Source organism: Mangrovimonas sp. TPBH4 (genome assembly GCF_001280505.1).
Taxonomy (GTDB): Bacteria; Bacteroidota; Bacteroidia; order Flavobacteriales; family Flavobacteriaceae; genus Mangrovimonas_A.
The window spans coordinates 80,118-99,921 of record NZ_LBIO01000039.1; the positions used below are offsets into that span (position 1 = coordinate 80,118).

The following is a 19,804-nucleotide window of genomic DNA, read 5'->3' on the forward strand; positions in this document are numbered from 1 at the left end:
CTTTCTACAATAATGGAGACCAAAGCCTACAATAAGACTCCTTTGCCCTTTGATGAAACGGTCTTGTTTTCCAACGTTCAAAATCCACCCTCTCAGCATCCTTCAAATCTTCCATAAATTGATTTTCCAGTTGCCTGCTCAACTCTTTATTATATACCAAAGCATTTATTTCAAAATTGATATTAAAGCTCCTATAATCCATATTAGAGGTACCTATGGAAGAAAACACACCGTCCACCGTTATGGTTTTGGCATGGATGATTCCTTTGGTATAGCGATATACTTTGACGTCGGCTTCCATTAGAGACTCCAAATAAGAATTGCTAGCATATTTGGCAGTCCAAGAATCTGATATTTTAGGAATTAATAACCGTACATCCACCCCACTTTTGGAAGCTACTTGTAAGGCCGTAATAATTTGTTCGTTGGGAATAAAATAAGGTGTGGTTATATACACATACTCGTCTGCCGTGTTAATTGCCGTAAAAATAGCCTCCATGATATTGGCCCAATCTGTATCTGGACCACTGGCTGCAATTTGTACAGCAACCTCCCCTGAAGTAGCACTTAAATCTGGAAAGAGGTTTTTGGACACTTTAAATCTTTGCCCAGAAACAAACTCCCAATTGGTCAAAAAATGAACTTGCAAAGGTTTGACCGCTTCCCCTACCAACTTAATGTGGGTATCCCTCCAAAAATGCTTGTTTTTCTTTCGATTGTTTAAATAATTATCAGCAACATTGATCCCTCCAAGATAGCCTATCTTCCCATCAATAATGGCTATTTTTCGGTGGTCGCGATAGTTCATTTTACTTGTAAACTTCTTGAACAGTACAGGCATAAAGGGGTAAAACTCTACTCCGCTTTTTCTTAGTTTGTTTCGTGTAGCTTTGGACAACTTGCTCCCAACCGAATCAAAACTAAACCTTACGGCAACTCCCTTTGTTGCTTTTTCGCATAAGATATTCAGAATTTCAGTACCTATGGAATCATCATTAAAAATATAGTATTCCAAATGAATATGATCTTCCGCAGCTTTTAAATCCTTCAACAAATAATCAAAAGTCACATCGCCATTAATAAGGAGTTCCACATCATTATGAAGGGTTAATGGCGAATTTTCACTTTTCTTGAGAAGGTTGACCAACTTTATCTTATCTCCCAAAAAATCATCCAATTTGGCCATTTGCCCAAGATCCAATTCAAAATCACTTTGAAGGGATCTGATGATATTCTGGTTAAGGATATGCTTTCTGTTGAAGATTTTATTCTTACGGTACTCTTGACCAAAAAAGTAATACACTATCAATCCTAAAAACGGAAAAAAAACCAAGGTCAAAATATATGAGATGGTTTTAGTTGGATTGATATTTTTGGACAAAATTGTGGCAGCTGCTGAAGCTGCCAAAAGATAGTTAAGAACTAAAACTACTGTCCAAAAATTGTGTTTTACAATTTCTATCATTAAGGTTTTGAGGTCTTGTAATAGCCATCCTTAGGGATTTCTATAAAGTATTCCTTTCTTGACTTGTTGTTTAAGAATCGCTCCCTAAGCCATGGGTTATGGATTTTCAAAATTTTATAATTAATACCAAAACCTTTCGCAAATTTTGAAAAATCGGTCACAGCGGTATCCACTTTTACCTTGTAGGTAGGAACTTGAGTATACAAATCGCTTTCCTTGAAATTGAAACCATACTTACCAGGGTGATTCAATATTTCCTTTAGCGCTACTATTCTAAACAAATAACGACCAGTTTCTTCTCCCAGCAACAAATCGTAATAATCATTTACACCTTGGTCTTCCAACCTATTGGCAACGCCATTAATGCCAGCATTGTAAGCGGCAGCGGCCAAAGTCCACGTGCCAAATTGTTCTTTAGCTTTCAAAAGATATTTACAAGCTACTTCTGTAGCCATTTCCAAATGATAGCGTTCGTCCACATTATCATTGACCTCCAAGCCATTTTCTCTTCCGGTGGCCTGCATAATCTGCCACACTCCCCTTGCTCCAGCTGGAGATACGGCATTGGTCAAACCACTTTCGATAACTGCCAAATATTTGAAATCATCCGGAACGCCATTTTTCTTTAAAATAGGTTCTATAATCGGAAAATATTTATGGGCACGCTTAAATAACAACAACCCATTAGATTGCCAATACGTGTTCACCAACAATTCCCTATCCATGCGCTCATAAATATCCGGGTTATCCAAAGGCACCAATTCTCCCGCAAAATTTAAATGCTCGGGCACACTCAATGCATACACATTATAATCGTTTGTATACCTTGTAGGTTCGGTTAAAAGTTTATCTGAAGTTGAAGTTTGTGTTGCGAAAATAAATAGCCCCGACACACAAATTAAACCAAAACCTGCTAAAATATTTTTCATAGTTTTCATAATCCTGTTTTTACATAAATTTAAAAAAAATCCCTCATTCTTTGTTAGTTAGCCCAAAATTAGTTTGGGCAAATGTTCATTAAACCATCGATATCTGTTTACAATCATTATATGTGTACCTCCCTTAACTACAATACAATTACCATTGCAGGAATGGGGAAATATGCCGTCTTTATCACCATGAATGTAAATGGCATTTGGATGTGCTTGTTTTTGATCCCATGAAATTACCTGCTTAATAGCCCAATCCAAATAGCGCTTATCCGTAACCGATAGGTATTTTTTATAAAGGTCAACACGTTTGGCCATGCTTTTGCCTACAGTATAGTTACTGAGCGCTTCGACATGTTTGACCAGATGGGTGGGCAACAGCTTATAAGCACTTGTAAACTTTGCCAGTTTCATGCGCTTGGGCAATTCATGTTTATTCTTAACGCTAGAAACCACAATTATTTTTCTAACGGAAATAAATTTACTCATTTCCTGAACCAAAATACCCCCGAAAGACACCCCTAGGAGCACCACATTACTATGTTTTATCTTGGTAGCCATTCGCTGAGCGTAATGCGACAAGGTTTCATGGGCCTCGGGCAACATCCATTCCAACCAATGGATCTCGAACTGGTCTTTTGGTAATTCAATATTTTCAAAAATTGCAGGGTTCGCCGCCATTCCCGGCATCATATATACGTGAATAATCTCCTCGCTCATTCTCTAAAATTCCTATCTCAAGAGTTTAACAATAAAACCTAGTTACAACCTAAAAAAGCCCATAAAAACCCTAAAGTTTTATCTCCTAAATACTTAACCTTAACAGGGCTTTAATATATGTAATAATTTTTGTAAATTTGCACTGCAAAACTACAGAAATGTTTTTTTGTTTCCCCTCCGACCCTTTAAAATAAATAATTAACTATGATTGATGCAGCTGAATTAATTGATAACGATTTTTTACGTCAATACGAACTAAAAATCGACAACGAACTCGCTAAAATTGAGTATTCGCTACAGGACCGTAAAATTTTCCTGACCAAACTTATCATACCTGAGACGCTAGAGTCTGATGAGTTTGCCGAAGACTTCCTAAAATTGGTTTTTGCGGATATTCAAGACCGAAACATTAGCGTAGTTCCAACTAGTCCAGAAATAGCAAGGTTCATAAGAAGACACAGACAATACAAAAAAATGTTACCGGTAGGTATCAGGATATAACTAAAAAACCGAAGTCTTAATATAAGACTTCGGTTTTTTGTTTGTGATTTCTTAATTTACTGTTTGGTATAAACTTTGGTTAAATCTTTTGTTGCCACCACTTCAGTTAATTCAGTATTGTATATTTCTATTGCATCCTCATAAACTATGGTCAACTCCCCTTCATCTATAGTGGCCGTAGTACTCTCACCAATCTGCACATTTTCATTTACATTATCATACAAATAATCTGTAGCGAATCCAATAATACCTTCAGCGCATTCTACATTTACAGAATATGCCGCAGCATTGTTAAATTCGGAAATGATCACATAAGGGTTAAATGTATTTTCAGAAGACACTATTCCATTGCTATCGAAACTTAAAATTTCATTGTTGGTACAAGCAGTTTCCCTCAAAAGATTAACGTTTTCAAGACCATCATTATTAAGGTCCATAGAGACGTCTGCGCTCCAATAGGTCAATTTCCATTCTCCAATAATAGCATTCTTAGAAGAGTTATCACCGGAGCACGCTATCAACAACAGGATGGCAACTACAATAGAAAATGCAGCAACTAATTGTTTCATCAAATTAAAAGCAGTTTTAAAAAAATACTAAATGTACCGCTGAAAAACATCCAAGATTAAAAAAATGGATAAAGTGTGAGAAAAACAGTTAAAATGAAGATTTGCTTAAACAACCAAGTCCTTAACAAATTCAAACCTTACAATACCATCCTCTCCAATCTCAGTTAAGTTTACTTTATGAAGCGTATTGACCAATTCCGGATTCCATGGTGCTTTAACCTTTACATAATTTTCAGTAAAGCCATGAATGTAACCTTCTTTATTTTCTCCTTCAAACAACACAGTCCTAAAGGTCCCAATTTGGCTTTCATAAAAGGCCCTGCGTTTTTTCACAGAGAGTCCCCTCAACATTTTGCTACGCTTTCCCCTAACGTTTTTAGGAACCACTCCATCCATCATGGCCGCTTCTGTATTGTCACGCTCAGAATAGGTAAAGACATGCAAATAGGAAATGTCTAATTCGTTTAAAAAATTATAGGTTTCCAAAAAATGTTCGTCAGTTTCACCTGGAAAACCAACAATAACATCCACACCAATACAAGCATGTGGCATCACTTCCTTTATCTTGTTAACTCTGTCCACGTACAACTCACGCATGTAACGGCGCTTCATCTTTTTAAGAATCTCGTTACTCCCACTTTGCAAAGGCACATGGAAATGAGGTACAAAAGCTCTTGATTTCGAAACCAGTTCAATAGTTTCATTTTTAAGAAGATTTGGCTCTATGGAAGAAATACGCAAACGCTCTATCCCTTCAACCTGATCCAATTGGGTAACCAAATCCAAAAATGTATGTTCGTGACGTTTGTTTCCAAACTCACCTTTACCATAATCGCCAATATTTACACCGGTCAAGACAATCTCCCTAATATTCTTTTCAGAAATTTCACGTGCATTTTTCAGAACATTTTCCATGGTGTCACTTCTGGAAATACCGCGAGCCAATGGAATCGTACAATAGGTACACTTGTAATCGCATCCATCTTGCACTTTCAAGAACGCTCTGGTCCGATCACCAATAGAATAACTCCCTACATAAAAATCGGCTTCTTCTATCTCACAGGAGTGAACTTCCCCAAAATCATTTTTGGTAAGGTCATTTAAGTAATCGGTAATTTTGAACTTTTCGGTGGCTCCCAAGACCAAGTCTACACCATCAAAATCGGCAAGTTCTTGAGGCTTTAATTGCGCATAGCAGCCTACAGCCGCCACAAAAGCTTCTGGATTGACTTTTTGCGCTTGTTTTACAATGCTTTTAAATCGCTTATCGGCATTTTCAGTGACCGAACAGGTATTGATTACGTAGATATCTGCTTTTTCAGAAAAATCCACACGATCAAAACCTTCATCAGAAAAACTTCTGGCAATGGTTGACGTTTCCGAAAAATTAAGCTTGCATCCTAATGTATAAAAAGCGACTTTTTTGCTCATCATCCTAAACTCTTGAAAAGGAGTGCAAAAATACAAAAAAAGAGCGCTTTATCTAATTAAGCACTCTCTTTTTTAATTCACTGAAAACAAAAGCTTTATTTGCAAAAAACCTATTAATTTTCAAAGCTAAAAGAAATTACCTTCACACCGTGAACTTTGCAAAATAGAAAGCAAAACTATAATTCCTTTATAACGCAAATTTTTATAAAAGTCTATGAAATGTGAGACCGAGTAAACCTTCAGAACCAGAAAGTCTTTGAAGTTTTTTTTCATACTTTTAAATTTTGAGATTTCACACAAAACCAAATAAGTTATATCATTCCTTACAAATGAACTTCCACTATATTTATTTTTCATTAATTCTTTCCTTACTCTTTGGATGCCAGACCTCAGACAAAAATAACCAAGCAGTTTTCCGCTATAACGAAAGCAATATTATCGGCTCCTTAGACCCTGCTTTTTCCCGCAATGTTGGCGAAACTTGGTTGGCCAATCAACTTTTTAATGGTCTTGTGCAAACAGACGACAGCTTGAACACCCTTCCTTGTATTGCCAAAAATTGGTCAATTTCGGAAGATGGTTTGACTTACACTTTCAACTTAAGAAACGACATCTACTTTCATAAAAGCCCTCTTTTTGGAAGCGATTCTACCAGAACCGTTACAGCAGAAGATTTTGTGTATAGTTTTAATAGGCTAAAAGATAAATCTATTGCTTCCCCTGGAAGCTGGGTTTTGAACAAAGTCAATGACTTCAAAGCTATAAATGATACCATTTTTGAAATCCAGCTCAACACAAGATTTCCTGCATTTTTAGGGTTGATGACCATGAAATATTGCTCAGTGGTGCCTCATGAAGTCGTAAATCATTACGGTAACGAGTTTAGGTCGCACCCCATTGGCACAGGTCCATTTTCTTTTAAACGATGGGAGGAAAATATCAAATTGGTTTTAAGGCGTAATAATTCGTATTTTGAATATGATCAAAGTGGTAAGCAATTGCCATATTTAGAAGCGGTTTCCATAACGTTTCTACCCGACAAACAAAGTGAGTTTTTACAATTTGCACAAGGCAAGCTCGATTTCTTGAATAGTCTTGACGCCTCATATAAAGACGAAATACTCACAACCAAAGGCGAATTGAGATCCACTTATGCTAAAAACGTCAACATGCTTCGAGGTCCGTATCTAAACACTGAATATTTAGGCTTTTATCTAGATGCAGATATTCCGGAAATACAATCGGAGGCATTGAGAAAAGCGGTCAATTATGGTTTCGACAGAACTAAAATGATGATCTACCTCCGAAATGGGGTTGGCGTGCCGGCCCACGGCGGCATGATTCCTAAAGGGCTACCTGGGTACAAAGGGGATATTGGCTTTTCCTACCAACCTGAAAAAGCCAAACAATTGGTGGAGCAGTTCAAAAAAGAGACCAACATCCAAACCCCAGAAATCACCATTTCCACAACCAGTAATTATTTAAACTTTTGCGAATACATTCAAAGGGAATTGGGCAAGATTGGCATTTTGGTCAATGTGGATGTATTACCTTCCGCCACTTTAAGAGATGCAAGAAACAATGGAAAATTAGGTTTATTTAGAGCTTCATGGGTCGCCGATTATCTAGACGCTGAAAACTACTTGGGTTTATTCTATAGTCAAACCTTATCTCCCAACGGCTCTAACTATACGCATTTTAAAAGCGCCGCTTTTGATAGCCTTTACAATGCTTCCTTTGCCATAAACGATATTGAAAAACGTAAGACACTTTACACCCAAATGGACAGTTTGGTGATGCAGCAAGCTCCCATTGTCCCTTTGTATTATGACGAAGTTATTAGGTTTACACAGAAAAATGTTTCAGGATTGGGCATCAATCCCGTAAACCAATTGGATCTAAGAAAAGTAAAAAAGAACTAAAACGATTTCCGGTACTTTTGGGTCATATCAAATATATGCTCTAGAATAGCGGCGTCTTGTTCTGTAAATTCAATATTACGTCTTGACATGACTACTTTGGCCACTTCAAATGCTTTTTTAGTTACAAAAGTGGTAGAACCTGAACTCCCTCCCCAAGCAAAACTAGGAATGAAATTTCTTGGGTATCCACTACCAAAAACATTGGCACTCACACCAACAACAGTTCCAGTGTTAAACATGGTATTGATACCCGACTTACTATGATCCCCCATCATCAACCCACAAAACTGTAAGCCTGTTCTAGCAAAACCTTCGGTTTCATAATTCCAAAGACGAACTTCGGCATAGTTGTTTTTTAAATTGGAATTATTGGTATCGGCGCCAAGATTACACCATTCTCCCAACACTGAATTCCCCAAAAAGCCATCATGCCCCTTATTGGAATAGGCAAAAAGAACCGAATTATTAATTTCGCCTCCAACCTTACAATAAGGCCCAACCGTGGTAGGCCCATAAATTTTAGCCCCCATTTTTACTGTCGCACCCTCGCATAGAGCAAATGGTCCTCGAATGATGGAACCCTCCATAATCTCGGCATCCTTACCAATATAGATAGGTCCGTTTGTAGCATTTAAGGTAACGAATTCCAATTTGGCACCTTCTTCAATAAAAATCTTATTGGCATGAATGGTATTGTTTGAAGACGGAATTGGCTGAGATTCCTTTCCTTTGGTCAACAGTTCAAAATCTTCGGAAATAGCTTCGCCGTTTTTGGCAAAAATATCCCAAGTATACTCTATTTTCAAGACGTCATCTTCAAACTCAATGGCTTCGTACGTTTCAAAATCCACTTCTTCCTGAGTATCTGTGGTAAAAAATGCCAACACATCTTCATCCTTAAAAATGGCCTGATTTTCTTTCAAGCTTTTCACCATTTCAACCAATTCCGCATTGGGAAGATAGGACGCATTGATCATGACGTTCTCCTCCATTTCCACCATTGGAAATTTATCCGAAAGATATTCTTCTGTCAAAGTTGTGGTAGTGTACCCCAAAAACGTTTCCCATTTTTCACGAATGGTTAAAATACCAACCCGAATATCGGCCACTGGTCGCGTATAGGTAAATGGCAGTAAGTTGTTACGAGAAGGGCCATCAAAAAGAATATAGTTCATTTGAAATAAGTTAAAGATTAATAAGGCGAAAACTCCTGAGATTTCCAACTAAACCTACCGTTAAGCCACCTCAAAAATACCATATTTAGTCAAAACAAAAAAGCCTTTGGGACGTTTCCCAAAGGCTTTAAATGTATATAAAGACGCTTTAAATTACTTTTTGAATTTTGCGTATTTGTTTTTGAATTTATCAATACGTCCAGCGGTATCAACCAATTTGGATTTACCGGTATAAAACGGGTGAGACGTTCTTGAAATCTCTAACTTAATCAATGGATACTCAACCCCATCCACTTCTAAAGTTTCGTTAGTAACTGCTGTTGACTTTGTTAAAAATACGTCCTCGTTAGACATATCTTTAAATGCTACAAGTCTATAATTTTCTGGATGTATACCTTTTTTCATCGCTAAAGCTATTTTATCGTTTCATTTTTTCGAGCTGCAAATTTAAGCATTTTTTACTTATGTACAATGTTTTTTTAATTTTTATTGCAGTAAATTTATGTAACGTTTTATTATATTTGATTACTAACCCTAGTGAAAACTAAAAAAATAATCATTACAATGGAAAAATCTATTAAGTCCTCTGCCCTAAATTACGGACTTTACCTTGGCGCTACGCTTGTATTGGTAACCGTTCTTTCTTATGCTATTAACCTTGAACTTTTGACTAAATGGTGGCTTGGAATCATTTTATTCTTAGTGATTCTTGTCTTCGGAATTGTATCTACCGCCAGGTCCAAGGGTTTGTTAAAAGGGTTTATCTCATTTAAGGAAGCGTTTTCCTCCTATTTCATCACGATAGCTGTTGGGTTCTTAATCAGTACTTTGGTAAGCGTTGTACTATTTAATGTTATTGATCCTGAAGCTTCAGAAATACTTAAGGAAAACGTCATGGAAAGTTCTCGTCAGATGATGGAAAATTTTGGAGCCCCGCAATCTGAAATTGATAAGGCCATGACACAAATGGAAAGTGAAAATCAATTTGCTATGGCAAATCAATTAAGGTCTGTTGCCTTTCAACTTGTATTCTTTGCCATCATTGGACTTATCGTTGCATTGGCCATGAAACGCAATGATCCTAACGCGGCTTAAATAATTTCTTTACTTTTGGACGTAGAATTTTGAATTACACTCCATGGATATATCAGTAGTTATACCGCTACTTAACGAACAAGAGTCTTTAACAGAACTACATGATTGGATTGCACGCGTTATGCAATCCAATCATTTTTCATATGAAATCCTTTTTATAGACGATGGTAGTACAGACCGGTCTTGGCAAACCATTGTTGAATTGTCTAAAAAAGATTCCAACGTAAAAGGAATTCGTTTTTTGAAGAATTTTGGGAAATCTCAGGCACTACATGCTGGTTTTTCTAAGGCTGAAGGAAACGTGATCATCACCATGGATGCCGACTTACAGGACAACCCTGAAGAAATCCCTGAACTCTACCAAATGATTGTTCAGGACGACTACGATATGGTATCTGGATGGAAAAAGAAACGCTACGATTCCGTCCTTACCAAAAACATGCCTTCCAAACTCTTTAACTGGGCGGCAAGAAAAACCTCGGGTGTCAGCTTAAATGATTTCAACTGTGGTTTGAAAGCCTACAACAAAAATGTGGTAAAAAACATAGATGTTAAAGGTGAAATGCACCGTTACATTCCTGTTTTGGCAAAAAATGCCGGCTTTTTGAAAATTGGCGAAAAGGTGGTGCAGCACCAAGCAAGAAAATACGGCACCACCAAATTTGGCATGGACCGTTTTATCCACGGCTTTTTAGACTTGATTACCATATGGTTCATTTCCAGATTTGCACGGCGCCCAATGCACCTTTTTGGTGCACTGGGAGTTATCATGGTTACTATTGGATTTATCTTTGCACTTTATTTGGGTATCGACAAGCTCTTTATCCACCCGCAAGGCAGATTGATTACGGAACGTCCTCAATTTTACATCTCACTGACCACCATGATTATGGGAGCTCAGTTTTTTGTGGCAGGATTTTTAGGCGAAACCATCCTACAAACCAAAGAAGACAAAAAGCGCTATTTAATTAAAAGCGAACTCAACTTTTAGAAAGAAAGCAATTTAACTTTCTTAAAACCATTTCATCAACTCAAAAGCATCTCATAAAATGTATGAAATGCTTATTTTTGTGATATAATATTAGCTTATGAACACTTTAGAACCTCAATTACAGGAACGCATCCAAACGTGGTTAACCGCAACCTTTGATGCCGATACCCAGCAACATATCAAATCTTTAATGGACAGCAATCCCAACGAACTGAAAGAATCCTTTTATAAGGATTTAGAATTCGGTACCGGGGGAATGCGTGGTATTATGGGCGTTGGCACCAACCGTATCAACAAGTATACGCTTGGAAAAAACACCCAAGGATTGAGCAACTACCTATATAAATGCTTCCCTAATCAGCCTATTAAAGTGGTTATTGCCTACGACTGTAGACATAATAGTAAAACTTTGGCAAAAGTGGTTGCAGATGTGTTCTCTGCCAATAATATTGAAGTATATCTGTTTGAGGATTTACGCCCTACGCCTGAACTTTCCTTTGCTGTGAAACACCTAGGATGCCAATGCGGAATTGTTTTAACAGCATCACACAACCCGCCCGAATATAACGGGTACAAAGTATATTGGAAAGATGGAGGTCAATTAGTTCCTCCTCAAGACCATGAAACTATCGAAGAAATAAATGCATTGGATTATTCGGAGGTTAAATTCAATGTCAATGAAGACTTGATTCATTTTATAGGAAAAGAAATTGACGATACCTTTGTAGATGCCGCTGTTGCCAATGCTAGTTTTACTAGTCAGGAAGCGAAAGACAATTTAAACATTGTGTTCACGCCATTGCATGGAACATCCATCACCACGATTCCGGAAACCTTAAAACGTGCAGGCTTTAAAAATGTTCATATTGTTGACGCCCAAAGTGAACCAAACGGAGACTTCCCTACGGTGGCTTCCCCTAACCCGGAAGAACCTGAAGCTTTAAAAATGGCCTTGGAATTGGCTGAAGAAGTAAATGCAGATATCGTAATAGGAACCGATCCCGATAGTGACCGTTTAGGAGTCGCTGTAAGAGATTTGGAAGGCAACATGGTATTATTGAATGGAAACCAGACCATGATCATGATGACAGAGTTTCTATTGAAACAATGGCATGATAAAGATTTAATCAAAGGAAAAGAGTTTATTGGCTCCACTATTGTATCTACTCCAATGATGCAAAACCTAGCCGATGCTTTTGGAGTATCCTATAAAGTCGGGCTTACCGGTTTTAAATGGATCGCCAAAATGATTGTTGACTTCCCTGAATTGAAATTTATTGGTGGTGGTGAAGAAAGTTTCGGATTTATGGTTGGGGATTTTGTGCGCGATAAAGATGCCGTGACCTCTACCCTACTAGCTTGCGAAATTGCCGCGTATACAAAAGCGCAAGGTAGCTCATTCTATCAAGGTTTAATTGAAGCCTACGTGAAATATGGATTCTTTAAAGAACGCTTGATCTCTTTAACTAAAAAAGGAATTTCCGGTGCAGAAGAAATCAAACAAATGATGGTTGATGCACGCCAAAACCCATTGAAAGAAGTGAATGGTTCAAAAGTGGTGACCGTGGACGATTACCAATTATCCACTTCAAAAGATTTAATACAAGGCACTGAAAGTCCTATCGACATTCCAAAATCCAATGTGCTAATATATACAACCGAAGACGGTAGCAGAATTGCCCTGAGACCTAGTGGTACAGAACCAAAGATCAAGTTTTACATTAGCGTAAACACGACGTTGGACAATGTGTCAGAATTCAAAGCTGTGGAACAAAAATTGGAATCGAAAATCGATGCCATTTTAAAGGCCATGAAACTCAATTAATGGAATACCTAAAAAAACTGTCGCAATTCATACTTCCTTATAAAAAGTATGGGTATCTCAATATTTTCTTCAATGTGCTCTACGCACTGTTCAGTACACTGGGCATGGTAGCTTTAATGCCCATGATTAGTGTATTGTTTGGAGAAACAGAACAGCTTACGGTAAAACCTGTGTATAAAGGCATCACAGAGCTTAAGTCGTTTGGCCAGGATTACTTAAATTACTTTGTTACCACAACCAATACCAACGAGGGTCCAGAGCGCACCTTGTTATACATGATCATTTTGATCATTAGCTTGTTTTTGCTTAAAAATCTGTTCAATTATCTAGCATTGTATTCTATAACCTTTCTGAGGAATGGTGTTCTAAAGGATTTAAGAAATGCCATATACGACAAAGTAATTACCTTGCCCATTTCCTATTATTCCGAGAAGAAAAAAGGTGATATCATTGCACGTATTTCTGGTGATGTCAATGAAGTTAAGAACTCATTATTGGCTGTTTTAGAGCTTATTGTTAAAGAACCTTTAACCATTGCTTTTGCCATCGTCATGATGTTTGCCATCTCCACTAAACTCACCATTTTTGTGTTTTTGTTTATTCCGGTAGCAGGGTTGATTATTTCTAGAATTGGTAAAAGTTTGAAGCGTAAATCCAATAAAGTACAAACAGAACAAGGGATTTTTCTTTCAACGCTTGAAGAAACTTTAAGCGGACTTAAAGTCATTAAAGGGTTTAATGCCGAAAAACGATTCAATGATAAATTCCAGGATTCCACAAACCGTTTTTATCATTTTTCAAACACCTTACTAAACAGGCAAAACCTAGCATCTCCTACCAGTGAGTTTTTAGGAATCGTTACCATTGCCGCCCTGTTGTGGTATGGAGGAAGCATGGTTCTTATTGAAAACAGCCTCTCAGGAGGTGCGTTTATCTCCTATATGGCTTTATCCTATCAAATATTAACGCCTGCAAAGGCAATTAGTAAAGCGAGTTATAAAGTAAAGGCTGGAAATGCAGCAGCCGATCGCGTCTTGGAAATATTGAATACAGAATCTCCTTTACAGGATAAACCGAATGCAAAAGTTAAAAATAACTTTACCACGGCTATCGATGTTAACAATATTTCCTTTAAATATGAAGACGAATGGGTGCTCAAAGATTTCTCTATTAGGGTTCCAAAAGGAAAAACTGTGGCTCTGGTAGGGCAATCTGGAAGTGGAAAAAGTACCATTGCCAATTTGGTGACCCGATTTTATGATGTCAACAAAGGTAGCATAACCATAGATGGTGATGATATTCGTGATCTTACGAAGCATTCCCTAAGAGCTCTAATTGGCTTAGTGACACAAGACTCCATTCTATTTAACGATTCCATAAAAAACAATATGCTGATCGGTAAAGAAGACGCCACTGATGAAGAAATTATCGAGGCCTTAAAAATTGCCAACGCTTGGGAATTTGTAAGCACACTTCCAAACGGTATAGAAACCAATATTGGTGACTCCGGAAACAAACTTTCTGGAGGCCAAAAGCAACGTCTAAGTATTGCCAGAGCGGTTTTAAAGAATCCTCCTATTATGATTTTGGACGAAGCCACTTCAGCATTGGATACCGAAAGTGAGCGATTGGTACAGGATGCTCTCGAAAAAATGATGCTGCACCGTACCTCTATTGTCATAGCCCATAGGTTATCTACCATTCAAAATGCAGATGAAATTATTGTCATGCAAAAAGGACAAATTGTAGAACAAGGTTCCCACGACGAACTTCTTGCCAAAAACGGAGCTTACAAAAAGCTTGTGGAAATGCAAAGTTTCGACTAACAAAACAGGTCCTCTTATAAAGCCAGAAAAGGATGTGACAGTTGTCGCATCCTTTTCTTTTTATATTACCAGATTTGGGGACACTGGTAACAGGTTAGTAGGTTAGGCTGATGTAAACTTAGAACATTTTTTCATACAAACCAAGGAAAAAATGCATTTTATCGTGTTTTATTGCACTTAATCGATGGTAAGCATCGTTAAACATCTCATTTACAACGCATTAACTTAATTTCCGTTTTTATGAAATTTCCATTAAACTTTTCCTAATTTACAGGGTCTAAGCAATAAATAACAGGTGATAAGCGAACAAGACCTCATAGTTCAACTAAAAACAGAACGCACCAAGGAACAGGCATTTAAAGAATTACTGTCCCTATACAAGGAGCGTTTGTACTGGCACATCAGGAAAATTGTAATTTCCCACGATGACGCCGATGATGTCTTGCAAAATACATTTATAAAAGTTTACAAAAACATCCATAATTTTAAAGGAGAAAGTCAATTGTTTTCATGGATGTACCGGATTGCAACCAATGAATCCATCACCTTTCTCAACCGAAAAGCGAAGTTTTTAAAAGTTTCAAGTGAAGAAATTCAGCAACAGGCCATAAACAATCTAAAAGCCGATGTGTATTTTGAAGGTGAGGAAATTCAATTGAAATTACAAAAAGCCATCGCCCTACTGCCACAAAAGCAACAACTAATTTTTAATATGAAATATTTTGATGATATTACATATCGGGAAATGGCTGATATTTTAGAAACTAGTGAAGGCGCCCTAAAAGCATCCTATCATATAGCCGTTAAGAAAATAGAAAAATACTTAAGTTCGCATTAAACCTTTTGGGGCTATTTCAGTCAAATAAACAATGAAACACAACAAATTACATCTTAGCAAAAGTACAGGACATCAAGTTCCTGAGGGCTATTTTGATAAGGTCGAGGAGGCGCTTTGGGACCAAGCCAAATTGTCAAGCCAAATTGATAGTCATGGATTTGATGTGCCAGATAATTACTTTGATACTTTTGAGACCAAGGTTTTAAGAAAACTTAAAAACAAAACCTCTGCCACTAAAATCCTTCCGTTATGGACATGGAAAACCTCACTTTATGCAAGTGGCATTGCAGCTAGCATTCTTTTAATATTGGGTATATTTCTTAATTCCAATAGCGACATAGATTTTAATGACCTAGAAACAGTTTCCATTGAAAGCTATTTATCCGAAGAAGAATTTACAGATCAAGACCTAGCAGCTTTGACCGCTGAGGACTATATGCTTTTTGATGGGTTTAACGAAACCAACATCCCAGATGTAACCATAGAAAATTATCTTATAGAACATTCGTCACTGGACGATTTGGAATACATATCAGAACCATGAGACAATTCACTTTAACATTACTATTCTTCTGTATCGGTCTGGGCATACAAGCTCAAGAACCAGATAGAGAGAAAATCAAGACCTTGAAAATTGCCTTCCTAACAGAACGATTGAACCTCACCAAAAAAGAGGCTCAAGAATTTTGGCCAGTTTACAATTCCTTCGAAGAAACCAATAACAAGCTTAGACATGAAGCCTTCACTAAACGAAGAAACACTAATTTGGATAATTTAACCGAGGCCGAAGCACAAAGTCTTCTAAATGAAATTGCAGCTATTGAAGACCAACGCCAGGAGTTAAAGGCGAAATTTATCAAGGACCTTCAGGGTATTTTATCTGCAAAAAAAATACTGCTTCTAAAAAAGTCTGAAGATGACTTTAAACATCAAATGTTTGAGGAATTCAAAAAACGTCGTCGCGAACAACATGGGAAACCATAATAAAAAGGAAGTCAAAATGGCTTCTTTTTTTATTTAAAACATGACTTTTTGATAGGATTATGTTTTACTTAAAATTCTTATGACAATTCGTAGCTTTTAAACTACCTTTGCATGTTTTTATTTTTTAAATCCGGCCACTGTTAATCTATTGCGTTAAAACCAATTAGCCAACAGGACCTTGAACATTACAATATGCGCTTACACAGAAACCTATGTTTTGCAACCGTAGATGGTTTATTACAGATATTCAATGAGGGACTTTATGCCGATAAAGTAATCCAACAGCTTTTAAAACGCGACAAGCGTTGGGGAAGCCGTGACCGTGCCTTTGTGGCCGAAACCACTTACGATATTGTACGTTGGAAGCGCCTGTATGCCGAAATCGCCAACGTAAAAGAACCGTTTGATAGAGATGATATTTGGCGTCTGTTTGCTGTTTGGGCTACCCTAAAAGGTATTAGATTGCCAGATTGGAAATATTTTGAAAACACCCCACAACGAAAAATCAAAGGACGTTTTGATGAACTTTCCAAAGTTAGAAAGTTCCGCGACTCTATTCCAGATTGGATGGATGAGCTTGGGGTTCAGGAGTTGGGCGAAGCGGTTTGGACCAAAGAAATTTCAAAACAAAACGAACAGGCCGATGTAATTTTAAGGGTGAACACTTTAAAAACTAACAAGAAAGACCTTCAACTTCGCCTTCAGTCTGAAAATATAGAAACTGAGTTTTTATCAAACTACCCTTCTGCCTTAAGGCTTAAGGAACGTGCCAATGTTTTTAAAACTGAAGCTTTTAAAGAAGGATGGTTCGAGGTTCAGGATGCTTCTTCTCAATTGGTTGCGCCATATCTAGATGTTGCCCCTGGCATGAAAGTTGTTGATACCTGTGCGGGAGCTGGTGGAAAAACATTGCACATTGCTTCCCTTATGGAAAACAAAGGCCAAATAGTTGCCATGGACATTTACGAAAGTAAATTGAAAAAGCTCAAGGTTAGAGCAAAACGCAACGGTGTGCACAACCTGGATTTAAAAGTTTTGGATTCTACCAAGCCTATCAAGAAGCTTTACGGAAAAGCTGATAGAGTTTTAATTGATGCGCCGTGTTCTGGTTTGGGGGTAATGAGAAGAAACCCAGATTCCAAGTGGAAACTGGAACCTGAATTCATTGAAAATATCAAAGTGACCCAACAGGAAGTATTGCAACAATATTCCAAAATGGTAAAACCGGGAGGAAAATTGGTTTACGCTACCTGTTCTGTATTACCATCGGAAAACCAAAACCAAGTGGCTGCTTTTTTGAAGTCGGAAAACGGTAAAGATTTCAAATTAGTAAAAGACAAAAAGATTTTGGCCTACGAATCTGGATTTGATGGTTTTTATATGGCTCAATTGGAGAAAAACAAATAATAACAGAAACGTGCGTTTATGAAACATAACTACCTACTGCTTTTATTTTTCATGAATTTCCGTTTGTTTGCTCAGATCCCTGAAGGGTATTATGATGCAGCCGAAGGGCTCGAGGGGTATACTCTAAAAACAGCGCTTAAAACCATTATTGATGATATTGACGATAGTAACGGCCAAGCCTTTCACGACACTTCCGTAACTTATAGTCAACTTTGGACTTTGTACCAAACCTCAGATGTGAGAACAGACGGCAAGGTTTGGGATATTTATAGCTATTGTGATTTTGAATTTGGCACCGACCAAGACAATGGTACAGGTGGTACAGTAGAATGTGATAAATACAACCGTGAACATACCTTTCCTCGCAGCTGGTTTGGCAATAACCAAAACCACCCCATATTTGCCGATGCGTTCCATATTCTACCAACTGATAAAAAAGTTAATGCCGAACGCGGCAATTTGGCTTTTGGTGAAGTTTCTTCGGCAAGCTACACGTCTCTAAACGGTAGTCAAAGAGGCAGCACTGACCTTTCGGGACCTGTAGGAGAAGTTTTTGAACCTGTAGACGATTATAAAGGAGATATAGCCCGTGGTCTTTTTTATATCGCGGTTCGCTACCAAGAAGATGTGGCTTCCTGGGAAACCAACGACACCAACGGCAACAGCATGTTGGATGGCACTAGCGATAAAGTATTTGAGCAATGGGCTTTAGACCTGCTTTACAGTTGGCATATCAATGACCCTGTAAGCACCAAGGAAATAGATAGAAACAATGCCATTTTTGAACATCAGGACAATAGAAACCCATTTATTGACCACCCAGAATATGTAAGTGCTATTTGGCAGGAAGAATTATCAGTTAGCGAATACCAAACTAACTTGGAACCTAACTTCTACCCCAACCCAGTAAATGGCAATACACTTCATATAGATACTTCTTTTGATTTGGAAGTTCAAATCTATAGTGTTTTAGGTAAATTGACTCTTGAAAAACAGGTTTCCAACACTGAAAATAAGTTGGACATTTCCAAGCTAAACAGTGGTATCTATCTGGTTAAATTACAGTATAAAAATCAGACAGTCACCAAAAAGCTTATCAAACAATAACTTCATAAGAATTTGTAATTTTAAGGTCATCTATCAACAGATGACCTTTTTTATTGCATGGAAACCAATATCATCACCTACCTATCAGACCAATTAAATGAATCCATTTTGGACTTTCAATCCATTTCAGGAGGTGATATTTCACAGGCTTATAAGTTAAATACCAAGCATAATTCCTATTTTCTTAAGACCAATAAGAGTCCCAAAGCTCTCGATATGTTTCAAAAGGAAGCCTTAGGACTAAAGCTTATTGCAGAAACCAACACCATTTCCACTCCAAACGTATTACATTGTTCTCAACTTGAAGACATTTCTCTTCTACTCATGGAATACATACCCGCAAAAACTCCTTCTTCCAAAGATTTTAAAACGCTTGGGGAAGAATTAGGAAACTTACACAAGGTATCCAATAACTCTTTTGGATTTGATAGCGACAATTATATAGGAAGTTTGCATCAAAGTAACAAACCAACTGACACTTGGATCGAATTCTACGTAAACGAACGACTATTTCCACAATTACAACTCGCTATTCAAAACCAATTACTTTTAGATTCTGAATGTCCTTCAAAAGAACAAATGATAGAAAAACTTGCTCCCTTCTTCCAAAATGTAGTTCCCTCACTTTTACATGGCGATTTATGGAGCGGCAATTACCTAATTTCTCAAGATGGCACACCTTATCTTATAGACCCTGCGCCTTACTATGGACACCACGAAGTAGACATTGCCATGACCAAATTATTTGGTGGTTTTGCTCCAGAATTCTATATGGCTTATTACAAAAAACATCCCGAAAGCTCCTATACCGAAGACAGAATTTCTATTTACCAACTCTATTACTTATTGGTACATCTTAATTTGTTCGGAAAGAGCTACTATAGCTCTGTTAGTCATCTCTTGGAAAAGCACTTTTAAGTACTGCTAATTCACCCTTTGAAAATAGAAATAAGCTTTCCTGAAAAATGCCACTTAAATGACTAAAAAAGTGTATTTTTGCATTTTCAAATTACAACCTA

19 protein-coding genes are annotated in these 19,804 nt (G+C 37.4%); 12 read left to right on the top strand and 7 right to left on the bottom strand.

Annotated features, from left to right (window positions below):
- Positions 1-4: 4 nt before the first annotated feature.
- The 3 genes from cls to ZA05_RS03615 are packed head-to-tail and all read right to left on the bottom strand — an operon-like array spanning position 5 to position 3,114.
- Positions 5-1,465, bottom strand: coding sequence for a cardiolipin synthase (gene cls, locus ZA05_RS03605; RefSeq protein WP_053990316.1), 1,461 nt, complete (start codon positions 1,463-1,465; stop codon positions 5-7).
- Positions 1,465-2,403, bottom strand: a complete 939-nt coding sequence (locus ZA05_RS03610) for a lytic transglycosylase domain-containing protein (RefSeq protein WP_053990317.1) — start codon at positions 2,401-2,403, stop codon at positions 1,465-1,467. Before ZA05_RS03610 ends, cls begins: the two co-directional genes overlap by 1 nt.
- A 48-nt stretch (positions 2,404-2,451) precedes the next feature.
- Positions 2,452-3,114 carry a hypothetical protein gene (locus ZA05_RS03615; protein ID WP_053990318.1) on the bottom strand — a complete coding sequence of 221 codons (663 nt, stop codon included), beginning with the start codon at positions 3,112-3,114 and terminating at the stop codon, positions 2,452-2,454.
- 204 nt (positions 3,115-3,318) lie between these two features.
- On the opposite strand from ZA05_RS03615, the gene ZA05_RS03620 reads away from it, so the two are divergent.
- Positions 3,319-3,615 carry a GNAT family N-acetyltransferase gene (locus tag ZA05_RS03620; RefSeq protein ID WP_197276041.1) on the top strand — a complete coding sequence of 99 codons (297 nt, stop codon included), beginning with the start codon at positions 3,319-3,321 and terminating at the stop codon, positions 3,613-3,615.
- A gap of 56 nt (positions 3,616-3,671) precedes the next feature.
- On the opposite strand, the gene ZA05_RS03625 is transcribed toward ZA05_RS03620, so the two are convergent.
- Both ZA05_RS03625 and mtaB read right to left on the bottom strand, forming a co-directional pair.
- Positions 3,672-4,184, bottom strand: coding sequence for a hypothetical protein (locus ZA05_RS03625; protein ID WP_053990319.1), 513 nt, complete (start codon positions 4,182-4,184; stop codon positions 3,672-3,674).
- Between the two features lie 105 nt (positions 4,185-4,289).
- Positions 4,290-5,615: a tRNA (N(6)-L-threonylcarbamoyladenosine(37)-C(2))-methylthiotransferase MtaB gene (gene mtaB, locus ZA05_RS03630; RefSeq protein WP_053990320.1), complete on the bottom strand. Its 1,326-nt coding sequence runs from the start codon at positions 5,613-5,615 to the stop codon at positions 4,290-4,292.
- A gap of 329 nt (positions 5,616-5,944) precedes the next feature.
- On the opposite strand from mtaB, the gene ZA05_RS03635 reads away from it, so the two are divergent.
- Positions 5,945-7,537 carry an ABC transporter substrate-binding protein gene (locus tag ZA05_RS03635; RefSeq protein WP_053990321.1) on the top strand — a complete coding sequence of 531 codons (1,593 nt, stop codon included), beginning with the start codon at positions 5,945-5,947 and terminating at the stop codon, positions 7,535-7,537.
- Here the strand turns inward: ZA05_RS03635 and ZA05_RS03640 are convergent.
- The gene (locus ZA05_RS03640) at positions 7,534-8,712 is read right to left on the bottom strand and encodes a GlmU family protein (RefSeq protein WP_053990322.1); all 1,179 of its coding nucleotides are present in this window, start codon (positions 8,710-8,712) and stop codon (positions 7,534-7,536) included. The two genes, ZA05_RS03635 and ZA05_RS03640, sit on opposite strands and share 4 nt — an antisense overlap.
- A 153-nt stretch (positions 8,713-8,865) precedes the next feature.
- Positions 8,866-9,117, bottom strand: coding sequence for a type B 50S ribosomal protein L31 (locus tag ZA05_RS03645; protein ID WP_053978329.1), 252 nt, complete (start codon positions 9,115-9,117; stop codon positions 8,866-8,868).
- A gap of 159 nt (positions 9,118-9,276) precedes the next feature.
- Here ZA05_RS03645 and ZA05_RS03650 point away from each other — a divergent pair, with 159 nt between their 5' ends.
- The 10 genes from ZA05_RS03650 to ZA05_RS03695 all read left to right on the top strand — a co-directional run bounded on the left by ZA05_RS03650 (position 9,277) and on the right by ZA05_RS03695 (position 19,703).
- Complete coding sequence (locus tag ZA05_RS03650; RefSeq protein WP_053990401.1) at positions 9,277-9,807, top strand: DUF4199 domain-containing protein; 531 nt, start codon at positions 9,277-9,279, stop codon at positions 9,805-9,807.
- Positions 9,808-9,850: 43 nt separating this feature from the next.
- Positions 9,851-10,798, top strand: a complete 948-nt coding sequence (locus ZA05_RS03655; protein WP_053990323.1) for a glycosyltransferase family 2 protein — start codon at positions 9,851-9,853, stop codon at positions 10,796-10,798.
- Between the two features lie 97 nt (positions 10,799-10,895).
- A complete protein-coding gene (locus ZA05_RS03660) occupies positions 10,896-12,623 on the top strand; it encodes a phospho-sugar mutase (RefSeq protein WP_053990324.1) in 1,728 nt (575 codons plus the stop codon).
- Positions 12,623-14,449, top strand: coding sequence for an ABC transporter ATP-binding protein (locus ZA05_RS03665; RefSeq protein ID WP_053990325.1), 1,827 nt, complete (start codon positions 12,623-12,625; stop codon positions 14,447-14,449). Before ZA05_RS03660 ends, ZA05_RS03665 begins: the two co-directional genes overlap by 1 nt.
- 298 nt (positions 14,450-14,747) lie before the next feature.
- Positions 14,748-15,287: an RNA polymerase sigma factor gene (locus tag ZA05_RS03670; RefSeq protein ID WP_369793842.1), complete on the top strand. Its 540-nt coding sequence runs from the start codon at positions 14,748-14,750 to the stop codon at positions 15,285-15,287.
- 31 nt (positions 15,288-15,318) lie between these two features.
- Positions 15,319-15,831, top strand: coding sequence for a hypothetical protein (locus ZA05_RS03675; protein ID WP_053990327.1), 513 nt, complete (start codon positions 15,319-15,321; stop codon positions 15,829-15,831).
- Positions 15,828-16,271, top strand: coding sequence for a hypothetical protein (locus ZA05_RS03680; protein WP_053990328.1), 444 nt, complete (start codon positions 15,828-15,830; stop codon positions 16,269-16,271). The genes ZA05_RS03675 and ZA05_RS03680 overlap by 4 nt, the downstream gene beginning before the upstream one ends.
- Before the next feature lie 192 nt (positions 16,272-16,463).
- Positions 16,464-17,678: an RsmB/NOP family class I SAM-dependent RNA methyltransferase gene (locus ZA05_RS03685; RefSeq protein ID WP_053990329.1), complete on the top strand. Its 1,215-nt coding sequence runs from the start codon at positions 16,464-16,466 to the stop codon at positions 17,676-17,678.
- A gap of 18 nt (positions 17,679-17,696) precedes the next feature.
- Complete coding sequence (locus tag ZA05_RS03690; protein WP_082333658.1) at positions 17,697-18,785, top strand: endonuclease; 1,089 nt, start codon at positions 17,697-17,699, stop codon at positions 18,783-18,785.
- Positions 18,786-18,842: 57 nt separating this feature from the next.
- Complete coding sequence (locus ZA05_RS03695) at positions 18,843-19,703, top strand: fructosamine kinase family protein (RefSeq protein ID WP_053990331.1); 861 nt, start codon at positions 18,843-18,845, stop codon at positions 19,701-19,703.
- Positions 19,704-19,804 lie beyond the last annotated feature (101 nt).

Excerpts from the sequence above, each read along its gene's own strand:
- ZA05_RS03615 (WP_053990318.1), bottom strand. The coding sequence starts at position 3,114 with ATGAGCGAGGAGATTATTCACGTATATATGATGCCGGGAATGGCGGCG.
- ZA05_RS03660 (WP_053990324.1), top strand. The coding sequence starts at position 10,896 with ATGAACACTTTAGAACCTCAATTACAGGAACGCATCCAAACGTGGTTA.
- ZA05_RS03655 (WP_053990323.1), top strand. The coding sequence starts at position 9,851 with ATGGATATATCAGTAGTTATACCGCTACTTAACGAACAAGAGTCTTTA.
- ZA05_RS03625 (WP_053990319.1), bottom strand. The coding sequence starts at position 4,184 with ATGAAACAATTAGTTGCTGCATTTTCTATTGTAGTTGCCATCCTGTTG.
- ZA05_RS03695 (WP_053990331.1), top strand. The coding sequence starts at position 18,843 with ATGGAAACCAATATCATCACCTACCTATCAGACCAATTAAATGAATCC.
- ZA05_RS03685 (WP_053990329.1), top strand. The coding sequence starts at position 16,464 with ATGCGCTTACACAGAAACCTATGTTTTGCAACCGTAGATGGTTTATTA.
- ZA05_RS03650 (WP_053990401.1), top strand. The coding sequence starts at position 9,277 with ATGGAAAAATCTATTAAGTCCTCTGCCCTAAATTACGGACTTTACCTT.
- ZA05_RS03620 (WP_197276041.1), top strand. The coding sequence starts at position 3,319 with ATGATTGATGCAGCTGAATTAATTGATAACGATTTTTTACGTCAATAC.
- ZA05_RS03675 (WP_053990327.1), top strand. The coding sequence starts at position 15,319 with ATGAAACACAACAAATTACATCTTAGCAAAAGTACAGGACATCAAGTT.
- ZA05_RS03640 (WP_053990322.1), bottom strand. The coding sequence starts at position 8,712 with ATGAACTATATTCTTTTTGATGGCCCTTCTCGTAACAACTTACTGCCA.
- ZA05_RS03680 (WP_053990328.1), top strand. The coding sequence starts at position 15,828 with ATGAGACAATTCACTTTAACATTACTATTCTTCTGTATCGGTCTGGGC.
- cls (WP_053990316.1), bottom strand. The coding sequence starts at position 1,465 with ATGATAGAAATTGTAAAACACAATTTTTGGACAGTAGTTTTAGTTCTT.
- ZA05_RS03635 (WP_053990321.1), top strand. The coding sequence starts at position 5,945 with ATGAACTTCCACTATATTTATTTTTCATTAATTCTTTCCTTACTCTTT.
- ZA05_RS03610 (WP_053990317.1), bottom strand. The coding sequence starts at position 2,403 with ATGAAAACTATGAAAAATATTTTAGCAGGTTTTGGTTTAATTTGTGTG.
- ZA05_RS03690 (WP_082333658.1), top strand. The coding sequence starts at position 17,697 with ATGAAACATAACTACCTACTGCTTTTATTTTTCATGAATTTCCGTTTG.
- ZA05_RS03665 (WP_053990325.1), top strand. The coding sequence starts at position 12,623 with ATGGAATACCTAAAAAAACTGTCGCAATTCATACTTCCTTATAAAAAG.
- mtaB (WP_053990320.1), bottom strand. The coding sequence starts at position 5,615 with ATGAGCAAAAAAGTCGCTTTTTATACATTAGGATGCAAGCTTAATTTT.
- ZA05_RS03645 (WP_053978329.1), bottom strand. The coding sequence starts at position 9,117 with ATGAAAAAAGGTATACATCCAGAAAATTATAGACTTGTAGCATTTAAA.